This window comes from Peribacillus acanthi, assembly GCF_003073175.1.
Lineage (GTDB): Bacteria > Bacillota > Bacilli > Bacillales > DSM-1321 > Bacillus_BN > Bacillus_BN acanthi.
The window spans coordinates 76,359-100,718 of sequence record NZ_QBBX01000011.1 but is presented as its reverse complement, the minus strand read 5'-3'; the positions used below and the strand labels follow the sequence as shown (position 1 = coordinate 100,718).

General features: G+C 35.9%; 21 protein-coding genes and 1 other RNA gene. 4 read left to right on the top strand and 18 right to left on the bottom strand.

Annotation, left to right across the window (positions count from 1 at the left end; genetic code table 11):
- Nucleotides 1-103: 103 nt before the first annotated feature.
- The gene (locus DBX25_RS12720; protein ID WP_108671178.1) at nt 104-877 is read right to left on the bottom strand and encodes an SDR family NAD(P)-dependent oxidoreductase; all 774 of its coding nucleotides are present in this window, start codon (nt 875-877) and stop codon (nt 104-106) included.
- 744 nt (nt 878-1,621) lie between these two features.
- Between DBX25_RS12720 and DBX25_RS12715 the strand changes: the two genes are divergently transcribed.
- The 3 genes from DBX25_RS12715 to DBX25_RS12705 are packed head-to-tail and all read left to right on the top strand — an operon-like array spanning nt 1,622 to nt 3,921.
- Nucleotides 1,622-1,771: a cytochrome c oxidase subunit 2A gene (locus DBX25_RS12715; RefSeq protein ID WP_108671177.1), complete on the top strand. Its 150-nt coding sequence runs from the start codon at nt 1,622-1,624 to the stop codon at nt 1,769-1,771.
- 21 nt (nt 1,772-1,792) lie between these two features.
- The gene (locus DBX25_RS12710; protein WP_108671176.1) at nt 1,793-2,269 is read left to right on the top strand and encodes a cytochrome c oxidase subunit II; all 477 of its coding nucleotides are present in this window, start codon (nt 1,793-1,795) and stop codon (nt 2,267-2,269) included.
- Nucleotides 2,269-3,921 carry a b(o/a)3-type cytochrome-c oxidase subunit 1 gene (locus DBX25_RS12705; RefSeq protein WP_108671175.1) on the top strand — a complete coding sequence of 551 codons (1,653 nt, stop codon included), beginning with the start codon at nt 2,269-2,271 and terminating at the stop codon, nt 3,919-3,921. The genes DBX25_RS12710 and DBX25_RS12705 overlap by 1 nt, the downstream gene beginning before the upstream one ends.
- Nucleotides 3,922-3,972: 51 nt before the next feature.
- Here DBX25_RS12705 and DBX25_RS12700 read toward each other — a convergent pair whose 3' ends face one another.
- From DBX25_RS12700 to hcp, 13 genes are all read right to left on the bottom strand, one after another.
- Entirely contained in the window at nt 3,973-4,875 is a 903-nt protein-coding gene (locus tag DBX25_RS12700; RefSeq protein WP_108671174.1) for a DMT family transporter, read from the bottom strand.
- 107 nt (nt 4,876-4,982) lie between these two features.
- Complete coding sequence (locus DBX25_RS12695; RefSeq protein ID WP_108671173.1) at nt 4,983-6,497, bottom strand: carboxypeptidase M32; 1,515 nt, start codon at nt 6,495-6,497, stop codon at nt 4,983-4,985.
- Between the two features lie 240 nt (nt 6,498-6,737).
- A complete protein-coding gene (locus DBX25_RS12690; protein WP_108671172.1) occupies nt 6,738-8,669 on the bottom strand; it encodes an ATP-dependent DNA helicase in 1,932 nt (643 codons plus the stop codon).
- A gap of 320 nt (nt 8,670-8,989) precedes the next feature.
- Nucleotides 8,990-9,163 (bottom strand): hypothetical protein, encoded by a 174-nt coding sequence (locus DBX25_RS20645; protein WP_157950963.1) that lies wholly within the window; start codon nt 9,161-9,163, stop codon nt 8,990-8,992.
- 70 nt (nt 9,164-9,233) lie between these two features.
- On the bottom strand, nt 9,234-10,373 hold the full coding sequence (locus DBX25_RS12685) for a THUMP domain-containing class I SAM-dependent RNA methyltransferase (protein ID WP_108671171.1): 1,140 nt from the start codon (nt 10,371-10,373) through the stop codon (nt 9,234-9,236).
- Between the two features lie 13 nt (nt 10,374-10,386).
- A complete protein-coding gene (locus DBX25_RS12680; RefSeq protein WP_240620295.1) occupies nt 10,387-12,462 on the bottom strand; it encodes a sensor domain-containing protein in 2,076 nt (691 codons plus the stop codon).
- A gap of 173 nt (nt 12,463-12,635) precedes the next feature.
- Nucleotides 12,636-13,022, bottom strand: an RNA gene (gene rnpB, locus DBX25_RS12675) — RNase P RNA component class B.
- 69 nt (nt 13,023-13,091) lie between these two features.
- Nucleotides 13,092-13,403, bottom strand: a complete 312-nt coding sequence (gene gpsB, locus DBX25_RS12670) for a cell division regulator GpsB (RefSeq protein WP_108671170.1) — start codon at nt 13,401-13,403, stop codon at nt 13,092-13,094.
- 120 nt (nt 13,404-13,523) lie between these two features.
- A complete protein-coding gene (locus tag DBX25_RS12665; RefSeq protein ID WP_108671235.1) occupies nt 13,524-14,075 on the bottom strand; it encodes an SLOG family protein in 552 nt (183 codons plus the stop codon).
- Nucleotides 14,076-14,266: 191 nt separating this feature from the next.
- Nucleotides 14,267-14,749 (bottom strand): CotD family spore coat protein, encoded by a 483-nt coding sequence (locus DBX25_RS21715; protein WP_338066684.1) that lies wholly within the window; start codon nt 14,747-14,749, stop codon nt 14,267-14,269.
- A 429-nt stretch (nt 14,750-15,178) separates the two neighbouring features.
- Entirely contained in the window at nt 15,179-16,453 is a 1,275-nt protein-coding gene (locus tag DBX25_RS12655) for a ribonuclease H-like domain-containing protein (RefSeq protein ID WP_108671169.1), read from the bottom strand.
- 59 nt (nt 16,454-16,512) lie between these two features.
- Nucleotides 16,513-18,774: a DEAD/DEAH box helicase gene (locus tag DBX25_RS12650; RefSeq protein ID WP_108671168.1), complete on the bottom strand. Its 2,262-nt coding sequence runs from the start codon at nt 18,772-18,774 to the stop codon at nt 16,513-16,515.
- A gap of 239 nt (nt 18,775-19,013) precedes the next feature.
- Complete coding sequence (gene hcp, locus DBX25_RS12645; RefSeq protein ID WP_108671167.1) at nt 19,014-20,303, bottom strand: hydroxylamine reductase; 1,290 nt, start codon at nt 20,301-20,303, stop codon at nt 19,014-19,016.
- Nucleotides 20,304-20,504: 201 nt separating this feature from the next.
- On the opposite strand from hcp, the gene DBX25_RS12640 reads away from it, so the two are divergent.
- Complete coding sequence (locus DBX25_RS12640) at nt 20,505-20,981, top strand: Hsp20/alpha crystallin family protein (protein WP_108671166.1); 477 nt, start codon at nt 20,505-20,507, stop codon at nt 20,979-20,981.
- A 197-nt stretch (nt 20,982-21,178) separates the two neighbouring features.
- On the opposite strand, the gene DBX25_RS21370 is transcribed toward DBX25_RS12640, so the two are convergent.
- The 4 genes from DBX25_RS21370 to DBX25_RS12620 all read right to left on the bottom strand — a co-directional run bounded on the left by DBX25_RS21370 (nt 21,179) and on the right by DBX25_RS12620 (nt 24,316).
- Nucleotides 21,179-21,853 carry a YppG family protein gene (locus tag DBX25_RS21370; protein WP_240620294.1) on the bottom strand — a complete coding sequence of 225 codons (675 nt, stop codon included), beginning with the start codon at nt 21,851-21,853 and terminating at the stop codon, nt 21,179-21,181.
- A gap of 132 nt (nt 21,854-21,985) precedes the next feature.
- Entirely contained in the window at nt 21,986-22,348 is a 363-nt protein-coding gene (locus DBX25_RS12630) for a YppE family protein (protein ID WP_108671165.1), read from the bottom strand.
- 68 nt (nt 22,349-22,416) lie between these two features.
- Complete coding sequence (locus DBX25_RS12625) at nt 22,417-22,683, bottom strand: hypothetical protein (protein WP_108671164.1); 267 nt, start codon at nt 22,681-22,683, stop codon at nt 22,417-22,419.
- 649 nt (nt 22,684-23,332) lie between these two features.
- Entirely contained in the window at nt 23,333-24,316 is a 984-nt protein-coding gene (locus tag DBX25_RS12620) for a DUF2515 family protein (RefSeq protein ID WP_240620293.1), read from the bottom strand.
- Between the last annotated feature and the right edge of the window lie 44 nt (nt 24,317-24,360).

The window sequence follows — 24,360 nt, the reverse complement described above, 5'->3', positions numbered from 1 at the left end:
TAAGTTTGTATTATTAATTTTTAGATTCATTTTTTAAGGTTGTAGGGATAAAGTAAAACTTTACCTCTACAACCTTTTTCGCTTCTATTTCAGATGTAGAAATTTAAAATCCTTGGATGGTCATCCCACCATCAACAAACAATGTCTGTCCTGTAATATAATTCGCAGCCTCAGATGATAAGAAGACAGCTGGTCCGACTAGCTCGGAAAGTTCTCCCACCCTATTAAGAGGTGTTACTGCTAAGATGTCTTTTAGGTATTCTTCGTCCGCTAACAGCTTCTCGGTCAATGGGGTTTTAAAATACCAAGGTCCAATGCTATTGACCCTAATGCCATATTCAGCCCATTCAAAAGCAAGAACCTTAGTCATTTGAATCATTGCGGCTTTCGTTGAAGCATACACTACCCCCGTCCTCAAAGCTATATGCCCTGCTACAGAAGAAATAGATAAAATACTTCCTTGAGTACCGTTTTCCTTCATAATTCTAGCTGTTTCTTGAGAAAGCATGAAAGCCGATTTTAAATTGGTGTCCATGATTGTTCCCCACTCTTCGTCAGTAACATTCAATGCTTTTGAGCGAATATTCATTCCAGCATTATTAACAAGAACATCAATAGTTCCAAAATGTTCAGCTGCTTGTTTGACTGCTTTTTGAACCTGTTCACGATTAGTAACATCAGTTACTATTGGTAACGCTTGCTTTCCTTTTTCTTGAATCGTTTTGGACGTATGTAACAAATCCTTTTCAGTACGTGCCAGTAAAACTATATTTGCTCCTGCTTCAGCCATTCCTACCGCAATAGCTTGTCCAATTCCTCTTCCCGCACCAGTAACCAATACCGTCTTTCCATTCAAATTAAAACTTGGCAAATACATATACATTCCCTCCCAAACATTAATACTTTTATTTAATCATGCATTCACATTATCTTAAAGTATTTCGTTTTCAAAAGAATAAGATAAGGGGGACTCTAAAACCCCATTCACTCTAAGTTAGAGATATAATGGTTTATTTTTTATGAGTCACCCTATACTTTACTTTTTATCATTATTAAAAGTCTCTGGCTTGATAAATTGGTCATGCTTTTGCACTTGAATTTCAATAAGTTGAAATTCAGATCTTCCACATGCGGAACATCGATTTCCTTTTTCAGATAAAGTCTTGCAAAATATACAATAGCGAGTATTCAAAACCACCATTCCTTTTTACAAATATAATTGTAATAGTATATTTATTTGCTTATCAAATGGTTAATGAATAATGAAAAAGATCTTATGATTTTTAAACCTTTTTGTTCCGACTTTTGTTGCTAGTAAAGATTACAATCCCCAGCTATTTGATTCCATAAGCAATTACTACGAACCATCGCTACCACTGAGCCACATCAATCCTTATTCCAAAAGTATCTATAAAAAAACAAAACTTCACATTTATTTCACATCTTACACTAGGTAAGAGTGACATTAATCACTGTTGTAGCAATTTTATCCTATTAAGATAGTAGATAAGAAACGAATGAACAATTTGTGAAACAGGAAAAACCAACTAGAATTCCACAAATTGTTTTGTATGATGAATTTGTAATCATTAATTGAATCTCACTGAAGGGAGTGGAGAAAATGGCTCAGCCAGAATTAAAAAATAAAGCAAAGACCCAAATTGAGGATCATTCTTCTCTGAAAGGCACATTAGCATCAGTTTTCATTTTAGGATTCTTCTTGGTAATTACATGGGTAAGTGTTTACTTCTTATTTTTAGACCGTTTATAAGAGATTGAGGAGGAAAAAGCCATGCATATGCATAAATTCGAAAAAATATGGCTCATATTTGGGGTTGGAACTTTACTTGTATTCCTTTCTGTAATAGGAGTCAGCGCATTCTATATGGGAAATCAGCCACCGAGTTGCTTAGCTACTATTGATCCAGAAAAAGTGGATACTACAGCGCCATTCAATGAACCTGGACTAAAAAAAGTCGAAGGTAAGGATTGGGATTATGAATTGGTTTTTGTAGCATCTGCATTCAATTACAATCCTGGAAAAGTAGAAATACCAAAAGGATCTAAAGTTAAAATCATGGCAACTACAAAAGATGTTATTCATGGTTTTGAAGTAGCTGGTACTAATATAAACATGATGTTGGAGCCAGGCTTTATTTCAGAATACGTAGCAACTTTTGATAAAACAGGAGAATTCCTGATCCTTTGCAATGAATATTGTGGAGTAGGTCACCATATGATGAATTCAAGAATCGAGGTGGTTGAATAATGTTAAACCAAACAATTAGCAAAGTGGATCCTCGCGATGCGAAGTTATCCATGGCCCATTTTTATGTAGCTTTCATAGCACTGGCATTAGGAGGCCTCGCTGGTTTACTTCAAGTACTAGTTCGTTCAGGCAAATGGCAACTTCCGTTTGGAATTGGTTATTATCAAGTTTTAACTGTACATGGTGTTTTACTTGGACTTGTTCTTACAACATTCTTTATTCTAGGTTTTCAGTTTGCAGCAGTTAGCCGTACAGCTGGTGCCCTTTCAAATGGCGCACGTAAGACGGGCTGGGTTGGCTTTTGGTTAATGACTCTCGGTACAGCAATGGCTGCGGCAATGATTTTATTAAATGAAGCTTCCGTGTTATTCACATTCTATGCTCCTTTACAAGCTCACCCTATTTTCTACATCGGTTTAACGTTAGTTGTCGTTGGAAGTTGGGTTGCTGGGGGTGCAATGATTTCAAATTATGTTAAGTGGCGTAAAAATAACCCTGGTAAAGTTAGTCCATTGTTAACATTTATGGTTGTCGTTAATACTGTACTCTGGATTGTTGCAACAATTGGTGTCGCTGCAACGGTATTATTACAGATGTTACCATGGTCTTTAGGATGGGTTGATACAATTGACGTATTAGTAAGTCGTACTCTATTCTGGTATTTTGGTCACCCATTGGTGTATTTCTGGTTACTACCTGCATATATGTGTTGGTACGTAGTAATTCCTAAAGTAATTGGCGGAAAAATCTTCTCAGATTCGTTATCTCGTATGTCTTTCATCTTGTTCTTATTATTCTCTATTCCAGTTGGATTCCACCATCAGTTAATGGAGCCTGGTATTGATCCAGCGTGGAAATTCTTACAAGTAATATTAACTTTCTTGGTTGTCATCCCTTCTCTGATGACTGCATTCTCATTGTTCGGTACATTTGAAATGTACGGACGCTCAAAAGGTGCAACGGGTCTTTTTGGATGGTTTAAAAAGCTACCATGGGGTGACGCTCGCTTTGTAGTTCCATTTATTGGTATGTTGGCTTTTATTCCAGCAGGTGCTGGTGGTATGGTCAATGCATCTCACCAATTAAACCAAGTAGTACACAATACCATTTGGGTTACTGGTCACTTCCATTTAACTTTAGCAACATCCGTAGTTCTTACATTCTTTGGTATCTCATATTGGTTAGTGCCTCATTTAACCGGCCGTGTTCTAACTAAACAAATGAACAAGCTTGCAATCATCCAAGCAATTGTATGGTCTGTAGGGATGTCCTTCATGTCAGGAGCCATGCATGCGGTTGGTTTACTAGGAGCACCTCGTCGTTCTTCATTCTCAACTTATGGAGATGCAGCACAAGCACATGAATGGATTCCTTACCAAATTGCTCAAGCTGTAGGTGGCTCAATTCTTTTCATCGGTATCATCTTAGTGTTATACATCTTTGTAAATCTTGCATTCTTTGCACCAAAAGGTGAGCAAGAATTCCCTATTGGTGAAGTTGCCGATCAAGCAGAAAAAACACCTATGGTTTTCGAAAACTGGAAGCTATGGCTTGGCATCACAGTCGTTCTGATCTTATTTGCTTACACAATACCGTTCATAGATATGATCCAAAACGCTCCTCCAGGCTCCAAAGGATATAAGCTTTGGTAATAAGTAAAAAAGGTGTGAATCTTAAGATTCACACCTTTTTTTAGTTTCATATCATTTTAGAATTGATTTTACTCTCGCTCTATAAGGAATACTGAATAACGCCACTGCAGATAATATGAGGATCGCACCTATCCATTGATACATATCTAAACTTTCATTAAAAACAAAGAAACCCACACACATTGCCGCAACGGGTTCGATGGTTGAAAGTAAGGAGGCTTTACTACTCTCCATCCTATTTAATCCTGCAGTATATAGCAAATAGGCTGCGATTGTCGAAATGATACAAAGTCCAAAAATATGCAGATACACTTCTAGATTGAAAAACAAGCTTTTCTTTTCCCATAGCCTAGTAAATGGAATCAATGCTATGGCAGCAAATATGAAAGTATAAGTCGTTACTGTAAAAGATGAGTGCATTTTTAAAGCGAACTTCCCAAAAATACTATACATGGCGTACCCAAGCCCTGCACCTAGACCAATCAAATAACCTAAAATATGATCAGAATCTATTCTAGTAGAATCCAAACCAGTTACAAATGCACAGCCAATAACCGTAATTACAACTAGAGTCAATTTTTTTAGGGTCAATTTTTCATTCAAGAAAATGGACGATAATAACACTACAAATATGGGAGCTGTATAAAGGAGAATTACAGCTGTTGAAATTGAAAGATTATCCATACTATAAAAATAGCACCAATTAAAAAATACTATACTAAAAATTCCGGTCCCAATAAATGAAGGGACACTTTTCCATGAAACAATTAAGCTTCCTCTATTGGTTAATAAACCATAAACTACTAAAATCACGCTTGTACTTATGGCTCGTATTGCTACGATTTCCATTGATTCAAAGCCTATTTCTTTTAAACCTTTGACGAAAATGCCAATCATCCCCCAAAAGATGGCGGCGATGATAATATAAAATATTGCATAATCTTTTTTTGACATTCCCTTTCTCCTTTTAATACAAAAACCTTTCAAATATCATGATCTCTATTGTTGACTCCTTGTAAAAAGTTAAAAGGGATGATTTAAAACTCATCCCTTTATAACTTTTATAGAGAATAGATTTTCGTATATTTTTCTTCTAAATACTCAATTAAGTAATTAGCGTTTAATTCTTCTCCTGTAATTTCATTCAATAGTTCAAATGGCTTTTTCATTTTACCATGCTTATGAATTTTTGTTGATAGCCATTCTTTGATTGTGCCGATATTGCCACTCTCTAAAAGCTCGTCATAGTTTGGTAAATCCTTTAACATACTGTGCTTAAACTGTGCCGCATACATGTATCCAAGAGCATAAGACGGGAAGTATCCAAAGCTACCACCAGACCAATGAACATCCTGCAATACACCCTCAGCGTCGTTCGAAGGAGTCACACCAAGATACTCTTCATATTTCTCATTCCAAACTCTTGGTAGGTCATCTACTTGAAGATCACCATTAAATAGCGCTTTTTCAATTTCATATCGAATCATAACGTGTAATGGGTATGTTAATTCATCGGCTTCAATTCGAATCAATGATGGCTTGGATTCATTAATCGCACGATAATAGTCCTCTAATGAAACATCTTTGAATTGTTCCTTTGCATACTTGTTCAACAATCCAAAATTTTTCTTCCAAAAGCTATAGTTCCTGCCAATGAAATTTTCAAAGAATAGGGACTGTGATTCATGAATCCCCATTGAAGTACCTGAAGCCAACAAAGTCCCATTCAGTTTTGGAGAAACATTTTGTTCATAAATTGCATGCCCGCATTCATGGATTGTTCCGAAAACTGCAGTACGAAAATCCGCTTCATCATACTTAGTTGTAATACGTACATCACCACTATTTAATGTAATTTCGAAAGGATGTACAGTTTCATCTAGGCGTCCAGCTTCAAAATCATAGCCGAGCTCCTCCAGGATTTCCAGACTTAAATCTCGCTGGTTACTCTTAGGAAAATGCTTAAATAGGAATGCCGTTTCTGGTTTATTTGGGCTCTCAGCAATTTTTTTGACCAAAGGTACGATTCTTGAACGTAACTTTCCAAACACTTCATCCAATATTTCTACTGTCATACCAGGCTCATAAAGATCTAATAGCGTGTTGTATTTATTTCCTTCATAGCCCCAATAAGTTATGAATTTACGATTATATTCAATCACTTTCTCAAGATAAGGCTTAAACATTCCGAAATCGGAAGCTGCTTTTGCCTCTTCCCACTTACTTTCAGATTTAGAAAGGAGCACGATATATTCCTTGTACTCATCTGCTGGAATTTTTTTATTTTTATCGTATTCTTTCTTACATTCTTCTAATAATTTTACCGTTATTTCTGAAAGTTCCTTTTCCCCTTCTTGTGTCAATCGTGCGATGAAAGAGGCCATTTCTTGGCTTGTAGACATAGCAAAAACCTCGGAGGAAAGCATTCCGATTACTTCAGATCGTTGCTCAATCCCTTTTTTAGGAGCCCCTGTTCTCAAATCCCAAAATATAAGTGAAAGTGCCTCATTATAGGCTGTCATTTTTTTAACATAATCTAAAAATTCTTGTTCGATTTTATTTACAGTGGTAGTCATATGTATATCCCCCTTTTGTAACAACCATTTTATCATATAAACTAACGGTATTTTCCATTAATTTTAAATTTTCTAATATGTTATATCTCTGTATGTATGTTTGAGTAGGATAGTGCATTCGCCACAATCAACTCAGACTTTTTAAAAAGATATAAAGTTTACGAAAACAACCAAAGCAAAACCATAAAAAAAGATTATAGATTTTTTAAAAATCTATAATCTTTCTTTGCGAATGTCCAATTAATTTAACATTTTTGGTGATACTGGTAACACTTCCAACACGCGGTCAAAGACCTCTTGTTTGATTTCCTGTTCAATGAAAATTTGGATGGTACCAGAATCTTCACTCGTTCTAATTAACCTTCCAATCCCTTGACGTAATCGTAAAATCATATATGGAAGATCCACCTCTTTGAACGGTTCTGTTGAAGCCTTTCTTTTCGCTTGGAATACCGGATCTTGTGGTGGGTATGGTAATGAAAAGATTATGACATTTATTAAAGATTCTCCAGGAACATCTAGCCCTTCCCACAGATGGTAGGTCAATAAAACGGACTGAGGTGTTTCTTGGAATTTCTTAACTAACGTACTGATTTCTTCATCCCCTTCATAATAGAAAGGTATGTTTAGAGGTATGAAGCTTGCCATTTCTTTAAATCTCAATAAATCTTCTTTCGATGAGAAAAGGACAAGAGTACTACCATTGTTCTCTTCAATACTGTTTAATGTGTATTGAATTTTTTTATCAAAATCTTCTTTACCTAATTTAGACATTTGAATAGACATTACTTCTTCGTACTCAAACGGTGAGGCAACAGAGAAGCTTAAATAATCTTTTACTCCTAGACTTTTAGCTATATATTCAAAAGAACCACTTTCTGACAATGTCGCTGAAGAGAAGACATATGGAACTTTCTTAGAAAACACTTGTTCTGATAAGATATCATTTACAAGTCTAGGCATAATTACGATATTTCTTGTATCTTCTAATAGTTCGAACCAGGAAATAGCCTCAAGATTTGTGATAAATAATGATAATGAATGTGAGATTTGATCTAAATATTCTTCACTTATTTTCAAATCATAATCATTAATCGTATATAATTCCGCTTCAAAAACTAAGCTTTCTTGTAGCTGGTCTATCATATTATGAAGTTTAGTAGCCACTTTTCTTGCTTTATCCATGTCTGTAATTTCATGTCGGTCTGAACCCTTAACTGGAACAGAAATTTGAGAAAGCAGAGAAAAGAATTCTACATTATAGTCCACTAAATCTTCCATTTGATAAAGCGTCTCTTCACGCACATCATTTGCCATCAAATTTTCTAAGATAGTAGAAATCGTATTTTCTGAAATTTTATAAGTCAATGCCTTTTGTGCTGCAAATTCAAGAAGGTGACCTTCGTCAAATACTACACAACTATAATCGGGCAATAAAGGCAACTGCCCTTCTCTCTTTCTCGATTCTTTTGTCCACACATGCTCCATGAAAAAGTCATGAGAACAAATAATTAAATCCATTGATTTACGATAAAAGTCCCTTGATAGTGTTTGACCACAACGATGTCGTTTATCACAACTTACACAATTCTGCAATTGATCCCATCCAACATGTGCCCAATCTTCATCATTCAGGTAAGAATATTGTTTTCTATCTCCATACACTTCATAGGATAACATCGAACCTGTGTCATGAACAAAAGGTGGAAGCTCATCATAAACTTGGTCGATATTTTCAGAAATACCGATATCAATAGCATGATCTAACTTCTTCAAACATAAATATTGATCTCTTGCTTTAGCCATTCGAACATCGATTTCAAGCCCTAGAGCTTTTTTGATTTTAGCGATGTCGCCTTCTTCCTTAACAAGCTGCTCAATCAAAGTTTCATCTGCACATGAGATGATTGCCGGCTTATTCATGTACCTCGCATAACAAATTGCATATAACAGGTATACCAAGGTCTTTCCAGTTCCAACACCTGCTTCGGCAAAAATTACTTGTTTATCTTTAAAAGCTTTCTCCATTTGGAAAGCCATATATACTTGTTCGTCCCTTAATTCAAAGCCCTTATCAGGAAGAATATCGTAGAACACATCTCCTATCCACTCTGAAAATTTATCATAGAAGGAATCAGTTTTTGAAACAGTAAAAGGCAAAGTTTTTAACATGTTTTTCTTCCTTTCTAAAACACCAATGGAATTAATAAGGGGCAAAATAAAGATGCGTACATAAACAGAAACGCTTCTTATGTCAGCAAATGAGTATCTATTGAATCAATTGACACTCATAAATACGAATTAATTCATCAATTTATATAAAAAATTTATAATCTTACACAGGAACTTATATTTTCTCAAATCTACGTCTGAAATTCAACTATTTAAGCACGTCAAACACCAATCGTTTATATCTTTTCAAAACAAAAAGTGGCTGGCTAGTAAAACCAGACACTCAATTGTTTAGAAACATTACTATTCCCTTCATACTATTACTCAATAAAATCTTTCTGCAGATAATAAGATAGGGCTTCAGAAAGATTTTTTTCTGCTTTTTCAATCTCTCCCCACTTATGATCAGAAGCATTCCCACTATCCTTTATTTCATTGTAGGTAGAATGGATTGCCTTCGAAATGAGGTGGAAATCTAATGAATTCCCAATCATTTTTCACAACCCCTTTTATGCAAAGATACGGTTAGTATATTCACATTGTGGAGGGTTCATTCATTTGATATTACGAATTTCTAGGAGGGCGTTTTCCCCAATATTGATAATAATCTGTCTTAATGAAACCATTAAATAGTTTTCGTTTTTTTGTAGCTTGTCTTCCGTATAGGTTTTCAAAATTTTCGTCTGAAGTAAGGATATAAATCGACCATGTATCTAGATTGCCATAAACTTGTCCCAAATCCCGATACAATTGATCCACTACTGCTTTTTCCCCAATCCGCTCACCATATGGAGGATTTCCAACTAATACACCATATTCCTTTTTTGTTGTGAAATCTTTAGCCTGCATTTGCTTAAAGTTGATTATATCAGCAAATCCCGCTTCAAAACTGTTCGCTTTTGCCATTTCAACCATTCGATGGTCGATATCATATCCGGATATATCTAGTGGTTGATCATATTTTGCGACATCTTCCGCTTCATTTCTTATATCATCCCAAACCTGTGATGGGATCCAAGGCCACGATTCAGAGATAAATTCCCTATTAAAACCGGGTGCGATGTTTTGACCAATCATAGCAGCTTCAATTGGGATGGTCCCTGACCCACAAAAAGGATCGACAAAAGGTTTATCCGGAGTCCAATTGGTTAATTGAATGAGTGCAGCGGCTAATGTTTCTTTTAGAGGGGCTTCACCTTGCTCTGCTCTATAGCCTCGCTTATGCAACCCTGCGCCAGAAGTATCTAATGTAAGAGTAACTACATCTTTTAATATAGCTACTTCAATTTTGAATAATGGTCCATTTTCATCAAACCAAGAAGTTCGGCTATATGCTCTTTTCAAACGTTCTACAATTGCCTTTTTTACGATAGCTTGACAGTCAGGTACACTAAACAATTTAGATTTCAATGACTTTCCTGATACCGGGAATTCAGCATTTTCAGGTAGATAATGCTCCCATGGTATCGCCTTAGTTTTCTCAAATAACTCATCAAAGGTGTATGCTTTGAATTCACCAATTTTTATCTTGATGCGATCTGCCGTTCTTAACCACATATTGGCTTTTGCAATGGCATTAACATCACCAGAGAATAATACTTTACCATTATCAACCGTACAATCGTATCCCAGATCTCTTACTTCTTTTGCTACGATGGCTTCAAGCCCCATCGCAGCCGTTGCAATCAATTCAAACTTTCTCATTCTTCCACCACTCTTATAAGTTTAAGTTTTCATAATCCCATAGTTCCATAAAATCTAGTAATTCGGTATATGGTAGGGGTTCTGTTATAAAATATCCTTGTACATAATCACAATTTTCTTGCTGCAGGAATTTGTATTGTTGTTTTCCTTCCACACCTTCGGCAACCACTTCGAGATGAAGTCTCTGCGCCATCGTTATAATAGCCTTAACAATCGATGCATCATCATTATATACGTTCAAATTCTTTATGAAGCTTTGGTCAATCTTCAAACTATCAATTGGGAATTTATGCAAATAGCTAAGGGATGAATATCCTGTACCAAAATCATCAACAGATAATTTTACACCTAGAGCCTTCAGTTTTACAAGCTTATTGATAGTTTCTGGTGCATTTGGCATGATGATACTTTCAGTAAGCTCCAATTCTAAGCATTGTGGTACAAAGTTCGTGTTTTGGATAATAGAGCTGACCCTTTGAACAAAATCCTCTTGGTTAAAATATAAGCCTGAGATGTTAACCGCGATTTTCAAGGAAGGGAAGCCTGCTAAATGAAGCATTTTTCCCGTCTCACATGCTTTTGTTAATACCCAATCGGTAATCGGAATGATTTGTCCTGATTCTTCTGCTATGGGAATAAACTCTGCAGGTGAAATAAATCCTAATTCTTTTTGATTCCAACGTAAAAGAGCTTCAATGGCGACAATCGTGCCTGTTCTCGTTTCAACTTGGGGATGATAGCATAACGAAAACTCCTTCTCTACCAATGCCTTCCTCATAAGATTTTGGATTTTCATCTGTCTTGTTTCATTTTCTTGATGTAAGTCATTATGATATAAGGCATACCTATTTTTACCATTCGATTTCGCTTGGTACATCGCCCTATCAGCATTCTTTAATAATGTCTCAACATCGTCACCGTCATAAGGAAACAACGATACTCCAATACTTGTAGAAATATATACCTCATGATCGTGTAATAAAAATGGTGTGTTCAACGCTTTAATAATCTCTTTAGATACTGCTACTGCTTCCTTAGGATGTTTTATGTTTGGTAATACAATGACAAATTCATCTCCACCAAGCCTAGCAATAATATCTTTATTTTTCAAAAGACTTTTTAGCCGTGCAGACACCTTTTTTAACAATAAATCACCATAGTTATGCCCTAAAGTATCATTAACTTGCTTAAAACGGTCCAAGTCTAAGAAAAGTACGGAAAGTGTTTGATTGTATTTCTTTGCAGTAATCAATAATCTTTCCAAGCTCTTATTTAATAAATATCGATTGGCCGCACCTGTCAAAGCGTCATAATGAGCCAATTTTCTTAATTGCTCTTCTGCATGCTTTCGGTCACTTAAATCTGAAAATACCGCGACATAATGCGAAGTCTTTCCAGAATCATCAATTATTCTGATAATGGAAATCCATTCTGGAAATACTTCTCCATTTTTTCTTTTATTCCAGATTTCTCCTTTCCAAATACCCTTTTCTTTTATTTCTTTCCACATTTCCAAGTAGAACTGTTCATTATGCAAGCCAGATTGAAGCATACTAGGGTTTTTTCCAATAACCTCTTCTTCGGAATAGCCCGTTACAATTTGAAATGCAGGGTTTACCGATAATATTTTTCCCCTAGCATCTGTAATTAGGACACCTTCACTAGTATTTTCAAAAATTTTATTGGTTAATTGAAGATCCACAGTCTTTTTCTTTAAGTCAGTAATATCCTTCATATACACTAAATAATTACTTTTTAAGTTTTCTGAGCTGAAACGGTGGGTTTTCACTCTAGAAATGATATCAGTTCCTTTTTTGTTTCTCGTCCTATATTCTCCTGACCATTTAGGTGTTCTCTTTGCCTTTTCCCAAAAAGATAAAAACTCTGTTGACGAACTAAATAATACCGAAAGGGAATTCCCTATCAATTCTGAATTAGAAAAACCCGTAATCTTTTCAGTGGAACGATTTGTAAATACAATTTCCCCTGTATCTTCAACCATCAATACAGCATCGTCCATTGTTTCAAACACCAAGTTAGCCAAAGAGTCTTTTAGCTCAAGGTCCATATTCATATTATTCTTGGCCACTTTTACTCCTCCATCTTTGTACATGGAAAATGTATGTATTTTTTATATATAATGATAAATTAATTAACACCGTATTTAACAAGAAAATATGACAGATAATCGAAAACGAAACAAAAAGCTCTCCTCACAGAGGAGAGCTTGCTTATTGTTCATTAAGATTATGGTATTTAACGTTCTGTAAGCCATGTTTTGTTCCATCGTACTACAATCGACATAATGTCTCGTACAAAGGTGGTAATCATCTATCTACAGGCTAAAAAGCCTGTCCTCATCCCCGTTCAATTCCGGATGAAAAGGTGCCCCTACCATAATTTGGGTTTCTCGCTCGTGGGGTTTACCGCGTTCCACCCTTCCCATTTCTGGGAAGGCTCCGTCACTGTGGCACTTTTATAGGTATTCATGCCATATCACAAGGACTTAGGCATTTTCCCGGCCGTCAACCAGCTTCCTGGTTGCCCTGGCTTATTGTTTCGCCAGGCACGAACACTACGCGCATCGCAGCGCGTGCGAGCATGGACTTTCCTCTACAGAATTAAATTCTGCAGCGATTACCCGAACGTCAATCACATAACAAAACTTATTATAGTCTCTTTAGAGGACTAATTCAATGGAAAATATCACCAAAACATTTACTCGTAAAGCTTACTACCGAAAACATGTTTTTCAAGATTGGATAATCTTTTAAGAATATCGAAATTTGTTGTACCCGGAGTGGCTGACGGTTGTTGCACTGATGATCGTCTTGTTGTTTCTTCAGATAATCTTTTCAATCTCATGTTTTCTTGCCTTAATTCCTCAATTTCCTGATGGAATAGTTCATAATCTTTTATGATCAAATCAAGGAACTGATCAACATCTTCTTGCTTATATCCTCGCATTGCGGATTTGAATTCTTTTTCAAGAATGTCTTTAGCCGTTAATTTTACTTTATCGGATAGCATTTAGCACACCTCGAACTTTCGCCATTTATCGACTTTTATTTTTATTTTTTCAAAATCATGGGTTTTTGTCAATTTATCTTTATTTGTGAATTTGATCATTTGGTTTCACATCTTAAGTACCTAGTCATAAATAGTATCATATGATTCCGCTTGCTGTTGTAAATCGTAAAAAGTAATTTGGAAAATAGGATAATCCTTCTGCTCTTTATGTTTTTTTGCATCCTCATACGTATAACGAGGTGAACCAGGTCTTTCTTCGTCATACATAATTAACAAGGCATCACTTTTATTCAGTAAAAAATGATTTTTGATCCGTAATTGATGAGGATTTTCGTAGGGCTTTTTCGATATTGAATCCACATAATCCGCTTTACTAATAATCGAATGGTAGTAATCTTGATTTTGTTCATTCCATTTTTGTTCTTGCTTCAAGTATGGGGTTAATACTGCTAATTGAATTTCGGGGTACTCCTTTTTCAATGATAAGACTTCTTCAGCCCCCCATAGCTCCACTCCCATTTGACCGCTAACTAGCACCCATTCAAGACCGTCTTCAATTAAGGGAGTTAAAGATTTTCTTATTGCCTTTTTTATATAGTTTACACCTTCATGATTGTTTTTAAAGATACCCAACTCAAATGATTTGTAACCCGTCAAATAAAGAACTTTTATCAAAATGCAGAGTTCCTCCTTATTGTTACAGGCTGCTCTTTTGTATAATTGTTTTTAGACTAGAATTTAGACTGTTAAATGTTAATATGTAATTATCAAAAAAAGCAAAATCACCCAATAGAACACATTTTCTAGCAATCATACCATATGTAAAGAAAACAAGGGCTAAAAAATTTCAGCCCTTGTATTTATTAACGACAGAACGGTGGTCTTGGTCTTGGTGGACAGTGACCAATCGGTGATACTTGCGGTGGCATACCCGTACAATTTAAATGCTGATTTGAACATTGGTTTACAACAGATTGTGTTTGCGGGAAATAATGTTGGTGTTGGTACACATGGTGATTAACTGTTGTTGTGTGCGTTGGATGAACATGAGGAACAATGTGTTTAATAACATTTTGTTGTACCACATTTTGTGTCGGATGCATTACAGTTGGCATAACTTGTGTTGGTACAGGTCCCATTCCAGCAGGGCTTACCTGTGAAGGCATTTGTCCCATTGGTCCCATTGGTCCCATTCCAGCAGGACTTACTTGTGAAGGCATTTGTCCCATTGGTCCCATTCCAGCAGGACTCACTTGTGTAGGGAATCCACCTGGCTTAGGGCAGTATCCACCCATCATACCAGCGCCGGCTACGTTCGTTGGAACTCCTTTAGGCATATTTTCCATTAGAGTGTCCCCTTTCTTCATAATTTGATTTGTATTACATTAACAAACTATGAATAGGACAACCCAACCGTACTGGACATATGACCCAATTTATAATAAAAAAGTATAAAAACGTTCTTTCATCGTGGAAAATAATACTACAGTTAAACATAGCACGACAAAAAATAAAAACATAATTGTTTTATACATAATAAAAAGACCCCGCTTTATGTAAATTCCATAGTTCTAAAAAATTGTCTTACTCTGCATAATGTCTTAAAAATATTTCTATCTTCAATGCAAAACAAAACTTTCAGATAGTTAGTAAAATTAAAGAAACATCACACAATTCCTCATTTTACATACTTCAACAAGCATCGACAATAAAATTTTTAGAAAAAAATTGAATTTACAAAAAATGAGCGAATGGTCCTGTATTTTTGCCAACATTTAGTTGCTTTTTTTTGATAATCTTTCTTTACGTCTTGTTATTTCCTTTAAATATTTTAGCCGTTTTGTTTCTGACAGATCCTTTGTATTCCTTACACAGTCTAAAGCTCTTGTTGAAAAGTGTTCAGCTAAGTCTATGTTTTTCCCCTTATGTTCGTACCATTTTGCTAATTCTATTGAGGAGTGTATTTTTTCTTGATCCGATCCCACTTCCAATATCTCTTTCCAAAGCGATATTGCATTCTCTGAATCTCCCATTTTTTTATAAAACATGGACAAAGAAAGTTTAGCTGATGTTGTTTTAACATGATGCTGTTCTATCATTTTTTCGTAGGCATTTTTTGCAGCATTATTCTCCCCAACATATGAGAGCCAATTTGCAATTTCTAATGCTTCCTCTCTATTGCCCTTTTCACCATGCTCAAGAATCAAACGAGACAAGTGAATATATAAAGTAATGAGGGAAAGCACATCCCATTCATTATGCTTCATTATTCCAAAAAGCCCCTCGGGATCTTGTCTATCAACGAAATCAAAATATATTAATGGCGCTAAGTATCCAGGTAAATCATCTATCCTTTCGATTTGAAGCAATTCTTTTTCAACGTTTGCAAGCTTGACCCTCTCTAGCTTTCCTTTCCAAAACCGTCTAGATGCATGGTACAAATCAAAATGACCAAATGAAGGTAACCTAGGAACATGTTCTTTAATCAAGGTATGTTGTGTTTTAACTTGCGGCCAATCAAAGGCCTTGCCATTATAAGTAACTAAGCTGTGATAATCTACACTCTCTAAAAAGCTCGAGTAAAATGCTACTTCATTTCCTGGCTTAGGAAGGACATGTTGTCTGACTACTACTTCTTTATTATCTATAAAGGCATAGCCTAATAAGAAAATAGAGGTACCTGCTCCTCCACCTAAGCCTGTCGTCTCTGTATCAAAAAAGAACAACTGATCATGAGCAATCCCGCTAGAGGATAAAGGGTGCTGTAAATTGCTTTTATTCCAATGGTTTACTACCTTTTCTAATTCTTGAAAAGTATAGAGACCGTGCTGATGAGTAATTGGATATCGTATTTCCCTAATTAAGCAGTATTGATTTTTATGCCAATACACAGATGTTTGATTTTCTTTCCATTTTGACAGATAAGGGATTTCAAATGGACTATGATCATCACTTTCTTTGTGTATTACTGCAGCCATAGATTTTGTAGAGCTTTCATCACTTACCGAGAGATGAGCTTTCATTCGATTCAATTTATTCTTTAAAGACAATGAGTTCACTTCCCTTCTGGCTAGGATGTTATTTCAGCTTTTTCGCATTAAGTATAAGTCTAGAGGAAAGATTGTAACAACCGAAGGCTATCTTTCTTTGTTGTAGCTGAACCACTATCCGTACCTATGCATGAAGGACACCCAGTTTCACAAGGGCAGTACTTTATCAATTTCAGTGTTTTTTGTAAAATATCTACATTATTTTCGAACACCTTTTCACTTAAGCCGATTCCACCTGGGTAGCGGTCGTAAATGAATATAGAAGGTAATTCATTATGCGAAGCTTTTACCTGCGGATACACGTGAATATCATGAGGATCACACATTACTGAAAGAGCTATGACATAATTCAATGCATTGGAAGCACCGATTAAACCCTCTTCTAATCTTGAGTCTTCCCATTTAGGAATAGATTTTAAAGAAAGAATCGTTGAGGATGTGTGTAGCTCTTCTTCTGGCAGAGTTATAGGTCCAGAACCTATATTTTCGTGAGTTTCAAACTTGATTTTTTTAAAGATAGTGGCCATTGCTCGCACTGAAACATCACCATATGAAACAAGCGATTCGTTGGATTCTTTTTCCTTATCAATCTCTAAGACGGATAAAGAAACGGCTAGGTTAGCATCTGTATAATAATCAACATTCACTTCTCGTACATACGCTTTTTTTTCATCCCAATCCAAGTATTCTACCTGAAACTGGATACCTTGGTGTAAGTAAATCGCTTCATCATGGAGTAAAGTCATAGCGCTAAATCGATCCATCTCTCCAATGACTTTGTTATTGGGTGATGCTGTTTGATCAATAATGACGACATTCTCCTGCGACGCTGAACGAAGGCTTACATTGTGAGCTGGAAAAGCATCATTCATCCAATACCATTTGTCACCGTTCTGGACGAGAACTCGTTCCTCAACTAAAAATTCAAGGATATCTTCAATATCCATTCCACCAAAAGATTCTTCCTGGCTAAAAGGAAGTTCATAAGCCGCGCATTTAATATGATCTACTAAGATAACAAGATTATCTGGATTAATCCTTGCAGACTCTGGATTGCTATTAAAGAAATAATCAGGATTTTGGATAATATATTGATCTAATGCATTGGAGCTTCCTACTAAGACAATCAAAGCTTCACCGTGCCTTCTTCCAGCTCGTCCTGCTTGCTGCCAAGCACTAGCAATAGAACCTGGGTAACCCGTCATGATGCAAACCTGCAATTGGCCAATATCCACACCTAATTCTAATGCATTTGTGCTTACAACACCGTATATACTACCCTCACGCAATCCCTTTTCAATCTCCCTACGTTGCTTAGGAAGATATCCACCTCGATATCCTCTAATAGATTTCGGCCCGAGTTCATTTGCCACTATACCTTGTAAATAAGTTAATAGTATTTCAACCCTCACACGACTTCGTGCAAAGATTATGGTTTGAATTCTATTCTTTAGGAATTCCATTGCCAATGTTTTGGCTTCTAAAACTGCACTCCTACGAATGTTCAATGGTTTGTTCACAACTGGAGGATTATAAAAAACAAAATGTTTCTTTCCTCTTGGAGCACCATTATTATCAATGAGATATACATCTTTTTCTGTAATTTGCTCTGCAAGCTCTTTCGGGTTGGCAATAGTAGCTGAAGTGCAAATAAAAATTGGATCACTTCCGTAAAATTTGCAAATGCGCTTTAATCGTCGAATCACATTTGCAGTATGGCTACCGAATACTCCTCTATAGATATGTAGTTCATCAATCACCACATATTTCAAATTTTCAAATAGCGAAACCCATTTAGTATGGTGTGGCAAAATTCCTGAGTGAAGCATATCTGGATTAGTTATAACAATATGGCCTGCTTTTCGAATTTTTTGTCTTATATTAGAAGGGGTATCACCGTCGTATGTATAACTATTAATTTCGGCATCCATTTCATCGATCATTTCATGCAATTCACTTTTTTGGTCATAACTCAATGCCTTCGTTGGAAATATGTATAATGCCCTTGACCGTGAATCATCTAAAATGCTTTGAAGAACAGGTAGATTATAGCAAAGTGTTTTACCTGATGCTGTTGGAGTAACTGCTACCATACTTTTGCCCGCAGAAGCTGTTTCAAATGCAGATGCCTGATGGGTATATAACTCATTGATTCCTCTTTTAATAAGCGCTTGTTTAAGTTTAACGTGCATTCCTTTAGGAAAAGATTCAGTCCGTGCCGCTTTCTCTTCCATGGTATGCCAATGAACAATTGAATCTTTAAAATCAGGGTGTGACTTTAAGTTCTTTATCATTTCTGACAAGTCTTTTTTTATTCTCATTTCGCTTCACCTCATTATTCCTATTGTAGCGAATGAACGTTCGGATAAAAAGAGGAAATACTGGAAATTCAACAGAATTATCATTCATTCTTTTGTCATTTGATTAATACGAGAGATAACTTCATGTCAACCTGAATGGGAGTCGACCTTGGTTACCAAAATCAAGTAAAACTTCAAAAGAAAAATCTGCATAGAAAAAGAGACCCATCCATGAAGAGTCCCTATTTCCTCCTATCAAATTATAGAGATAACATTGCTTTCATATCTTCTTGTGCATCCCCGATTAGCTGAAGGTTAAAGTTATCTTGCAATACTTTTAATACACCTTCAGAGATAAATTCAGGTGGCTTCGGACCAATTCGAATATCTTGAATTCCTAAACTGAATAATCCTAATAATATAGCGACCGCCTTTTGTTCAAACCAAGAAAGTACAATGCTAACAGGCAGTTCATGGACAGAACAACCGAAGGCATCAGCTAGTGCGGCTGCAATTTTAATTGTTGATATTGAATTGTTACATTGGCCGAGGTCAATATATCGAGGAATATTTGTGCCGGGCACAACTCCATAATCTATATCATTGAATCGATATTTTCCACATGATGTAGTCAAAATGACCGCTTCAGGTGGAAGACTCGTTGCCAATTCACGATAGTATTCGCCACCTTTTCCAGGAGCATCGCAGCCAGCGATTACGAAGAAACGCTTAATTTTACCTGCTTTAACAGCATCAATCACTTCAGGGGCAATGCCTAGCACCGTATTATGGTGAAAGCCAGTTAGTAATGTCTCATCTGACTCCATCCTTGCTTCTGGAAGTTCCAATGCTTTAGTTATTAAAGGGGTGAAATCATCGTTTTCAATTTTCACAACGCCTTCAAGCCCTGCAACTTCATAAGAGAAGAAGCGGTCACTATAGGAACCCTTTATAGGCATTACACAATTAGTGGTTGCCAATATTGCACCTGGGAATTTTTCAAACAAACGACGCTGATCAAACCAAGCTTTACCGATATTTCCTTTTAAATGTGAGAATTTTTTCAGAGCAGGATATCCATGTGCTGGTAACATTTCAGAATGAGTATATACGTTTATCCCTTTTCCTTCGGTTTGTATGAGCAATTGCTCTAAGGCAAAGAGGTTGTGTCCGGTAACCACAATACATTTCCCTTCAATTTTGTTTTGTGATACACGAATTGGTTCTGGGATACCAAGACGTTCGGTATGCGCTTGGTCGAGCAATTCCATCACCCTTAATGCGGATGTTCCGACTTTCATAGCCATATCTATATGTTCTTGAACATTAAAATTTGAGTTGGTAAGTGTCATGTATAATGCTTCGTGAGTAACTTTATCCACGAATGGGTCAGTATAACCCAATTGTGATGCATGATTTCGATATGCTGCAATTCCCTTCAAAGCAAATATGATAGTATCCTGCAAACTTGAAATCGTTTCATCTTTCCCACACACTCCGATGATCTGACATCCTCCAGATGGCGTCTGTTCACATTGATGACAAAACATACAATCCCCTCGCTTTTCATTTGATAATTTAAGCTTACAGGATATTCTGGAAGATTCATGTGATGTACATCACATTTTTATAGAGTTCACAAATCGTTCATAGTTGTTATCCATTAAAGACTGAACAGGAACCTTCACTTCTCATCATGCATATGATTGTATTGTATCGGGCTTTTGCCTATCAGTGAGAAAGGAGTTTCAATGATGACCCATAAAAATGATGAGCAAAATGGCATAGCAAAACGCGATAAGAAAGACGTTTTTTCGGAATGGATGAACACCATCGACGGTCTTTTTGGCGAAAAGCCAATCAATGGTATTTTACAATCTATGGATTCCTTTTTCTCGAATGCTTCATTATCAAGAGGCCTTCCAATTAAGTTTGCAGAAAATCAAAATGAATACTTGATAACCGCAGAGTTACCCGGAGTTAAAAAAAGTCAAATCGAAATTGAGTGCTTTGATCAAGCTTTATTTATTACCGTTCACCAAAAAGAAATGATTCAAGAAAAAAATATGGAAAAAGGGACCTTATTTAGTAAGTCCTCATCCCAAACCCTATCTAGGTCCATTTCCTTCCCTAAACCGATCTTGTCAAACAAAATAAAGGCTAAACACGAAGATGGAATTTTAGAAATAACGATTCCTAAACAAAAAGGGACAGTCATTGATTTATAGGATTTACATGATTAGAAAACTTGGCTAACGTCAAGCCTAAAGCGCAGGCGTTTGCCTGTTTGCACTTATACAATACTCCTAAAATTGGCCACTATATCAACTTATTTCTTAGCTGCCTATTTATACTTTTATAAAGAAGAAAAACAAATAGGATGTCTGAAATGTCATAAAGGTCATTTCAGACATCCTATCTTTTTTTAAACTGCAGTGGTTTTAAAGAAACTTCCAAGTCCTTTGAACATACCCGATACTTGATTGACTGTCCCCATCATTTGTCCCGCAGTATTCATCATTTTATTAATATCAATAGAACCGTCTTGCGTTTTAAATTGGTTCATAATAGATTGAATACCTGATGGCTGTTGTTTTTGCATAAAGCTTTTTTTCGGATAGGGATTTGGATATTGCATACCTGGATTATTTATTTGTTCAGGGTGTTGTTGTAACGGATTGGCAAATAAATTTTGCGTATGTTTTGGACCATATCCCATTTGTGGTTGTGGAGTATGAGCAAATTGCTGGTGCATATATGGGTTAGGAATGTTTACTCCGAAGTTTGGCTGGACAGGCATGGGTTGTTGAACCTGTTGACCGCCTTGGGGTGTAAAAGGTTGAATAGCATTTGGATAATGGCCAGGATAACCATTTCCTATAAATCCTGCACTTTCGTGTGGAAACCCATTCTGAAATTGATCGTACCCTACCACACCATGTTGCTGGAAAATTGGAGTTGGATGATAATGACTGTTAGACTCCATATTTTGTTGCATCATAGGATGATTCAAGGTAAAACCAGAGTATTCCTGAGGTGCATAAGAATAGGGAAGGTTTCTTTGATCTTGCACCTGCCGAGGATGGATCTGAAACATCATTTTCCCTTCTTTCCTTCATAGAGATAGATGATATTACTATATGTAGGCAAATAAAAAAAGTGAATGTCCTTCCATTCACTCTTCAAGAAACCTTATTCTGTTTAGAATCAACGTTTTCCTTTCGTATGGAAATTACACACGCGTGGAATTTGCGACCTTATTTAAATGGAATGTAACCGATTGATAATGATCGATGAATCTTTTATAACTGGTTTTCCTATCAAAAGAACTCACTGCCACATTATTTAAATTATCTATGGTTTGTATGATTCCACTCATATTTGTGTATCTTGGTTGTTCTTTTTTTATCCAGTTTTGAGAAAGCTCTTCCCATTCTTTTGCTAAATGGTACACCTTATCACAAAAAGGTTTAATATCAGAGTAAAAGTCAAATTTCAACTCTAAATTATTCCGTACTGACTCGTATCTATTCATGCATTCATTTGCATATTGAAGTAGCTCTATTGTCGTCTCATGTAATGATTTATATGTCACCAGCCATCAACAATCCCTTCTATGTGTATGAAACAAGTATAAAGAATCTGTTAATAGCTGTAAATATTCTAGTAACCTAGTTTAGGCTGGATTTGAATGGTAGGATTTGCGCTTCTCTTCCTTTTTTTCGTGTTTTGCTGTTCGCTAATTCGATATCTTCTCTCAGAAGCTTGCAGATTGTGTTCTAACTTCATAATCATAGACTGTTGATGATTAATAAATCGATTTTGCTCATTTTTCACCCCATCAGAAATAGCAACTTCCAATGCATCAAGCTGTAATGAAATTCCTTCTAACATATTTATGATTTCTTGTTTACCGATTCTTTGATTCATATTATTTCCTCCTAATTATCATTGTATATAGTATTTCTCCCTGTCTTTTCTATCACCTTCCACACTGACAAAACTAGAAGTAAATCGCCAAAGAAAGTGTCTAACTGTCATATTTCGCAATAGATTCGACAACCCCAAAAAACGTATGCTCTTAAAAGAAAAGGGTCAACTAAGTACCGACTCTTCCTGTGCGTTGTAGCGATACATCCATTAAAAATTCGAAAGCCAATACTTTGTAAACCTTGTATACAATACTCTTGTCTTGAAACAATAAAGAGAGAGGAGGTGAATGAAATGGCGAAGAATCAAAATGACAAAAACAAACAACCTAAAAAGAATGATGCGGAAACAAAAGCAGCATATGGAAATCCAAAATTGTCAGGACCTAACCGACCTTCTACATAAAAAAAGAATTACTAGAGACAAAAGGAATCGAGAGTACACTCTCCTGATCCCTTTTGTTTTTTTAATATAAGCTGTAGGTGAAAAAAGTTTATTTCCACATCAGGTGCTTGCTTTTCTGAAACCGATCCCCCGGGTGTGGAAATCATCTTGCTTGGTTCTTAGTACCCTTCTTTGGTAAAAGAAAAAAACTGTAGACAAACTCGAAAATGTTCGAGTTTATCTACAATCTTGGACTGATTAACAATTAATCACTTTTTTTAAATAGATTTTCAATTGATAATAGAGCTTGAAGTTGTAGTTGTTTCTTTCGATACCAATCATTCAATAAGATCGTTTCGTTAAAAGTTGGTGGTGCATACCATCTTTTTTTTATTTTTTTTCCTTTGTCCCATATGTTGATTTGTGTATTTGAATGGGTAATGATAGGAAACGTGGTTCTAAGGAAGGGCGTCGTCCTCCTTTTTTTGTATGAAAAGTATTGCTCGTAATCCATTCTTGATCCAGTGTGCTCTGTATGTAATGAAAACTTATAGAATAATGGGAATAATTCTTGATTGAATAGAATAGAAGCCAATCTCTTCCCTAACTCAATTCGACAATCTAGTTTTCTAAACTTCGAAACACTTGCACCATATATATCTCCATTCAGTGTTGGAAAAATGACTGTACTAAAATGAAAATAATCTTGAATTCCAAATACAAAAGAATGAAAAACATTTTTGTTTAAATTCCGATGTTCAATTACTGGTTCTTGGATGACATTTTGTTCATTAATTATAAGAGATATCATCAGTCGCTTTTCATCTTGCTTTTCCCAAAATGTCTTCCATTCACTAATAATAAATTCTGAATTATGGAAATAAACACCCAGATGAAACAAAGGGATACCTAACTTCGTCGAATAATGATAGAGCAATAACTGTGGGAATACATCTTGAAAAATGAGCCAGTTTGCACGCTCATAAGTCATAAAAAGTGTATGTCTAAAATCTGTCGGGAGAACTTTAGGGAACCATTCACCTTCTAAATCACACATATTATAGCCTGCATTTCTTGACACCATACTCGCTAAAAAAGACCATTGTACTTCAGGGTGAAGATTAAAATAGTTTGCATAGGCCTTTGTTCTTGATATATTATCTCTATTCCATTTTGATGTGATTTTTCTTATCGTATGTATGAGTGATTTTTCATTAGTGGTTTGATGAAACGGTCCTAAATCAAGCACTTCCTCACCTTCTAAATGTAAGAAATAAATGATATTATCAGTTT

Coding starts and splice junctions, on each gene's coding strand:
- DBX25_RS12700 (WP_108671174.1), bottom strand. CDS start 4,875: ATGTCAAAAAAAGATTATGCAATATTTTATATTATCATCGCCGCCATC.
- DBX25_RS12625 (WP_108671164.1), bottom strand. CDS start 22,683: ATGAATCAAAGAATCGGTAAACAAGAAATCATAAATATGTTAGAAGGA.
- DBX25_RS12720 (WP_108671178.1), bottom strand. CDS start 877: ATGTATTTGCCAAGTTTTAATTTGAATGGAAAGACGGTATTGGTTACT.
- DBX25_RS21370 (WP_240620294.1), bottom strand. CDS start 21,853: ATGATGTTTCAGATCCATCCTCGGCAGGTGCAAGATCAAAGAAACCTT.
- DBX25_RS12650 (WP_108671168.1), bottom strand. CDS start 18,774: ATGAGAATAAAAAAAGACTTGTCAGAAATGATAAAGAACTTAAAGTCA.
- hcp (WP_108671167.1), bottom strand. CDS start 20,303: ATGTTTTGTCATCAATGTGAACAGACGCCATCTGGAGGATGTCAGATC.
- gpsB (WP_108671170.1), bottom strand. CDS start 13,403: ATGCTATCCGATAAAGTAAAATTAACGGCTAAAGACATTCTTGAAAAA.
- DBX25_RS12640 (WP_108671166.1), top strand. CDS start 20,505: ATGATGACCCATAAAAATGATGAGCAAAATGGCATAGCAAAACGCGAT.
- DBX25_RS12685 (WP_108671171.1), bottom strand. CDS start 10,373: ATGAGAAAGTTTGAATTGATTGCAACGGCTGCGATGGGGCTTGAAGCC.
- DBX25_RS12715 (WP_108671177.1), top strand. CDS start 1,622: ATGGCTCAGCCAGAATTAAAAAATAAAGCAAAGACCCAAATTGAGGAT.
- DBX25_RS12705 (WP_108671175.1), top strand. CDS start 2,269: ATGTTAAACCAAACAATTAGCAAAGTGGATCCTCGCGATGCGAAGTTA.
- DBX25_RS20645 (WP_157950963.1), bottom strand. CDS start 9,163: ATGATTGGGAATTCATTAGATTTCCACCTCATTTCGAAGGCAATCCAT.
- DBX25_RS12695 (WP_108671173.1), bottom strand. CDS start 6,497: ATGACTACCACTGTAAATAAAATCGAACAAGAATTTTTAGATTATGTT.
- DBX25_RS12710 (WP_108671176.1), top strand. CDS start 1,793: ATGCATATGCATAAATTCGAAAAAATATGGCTCATATTTGGGGTTGGA.
- DBX25_RS12690 (WP_108671172.1), bottom strand. CDS start 8,669: ATGTTAAAAACTTTGCCTTTTACTGTTTCAAAAACTGATTCCTTCTAT.
- DBX25_RS21715 (WP_338066684.1), bottom strand. CDS start 14,749: ATGGAAAATATGCCTAAAGGAGTTCCAACGAACGTAGCCGGCGCTGGT.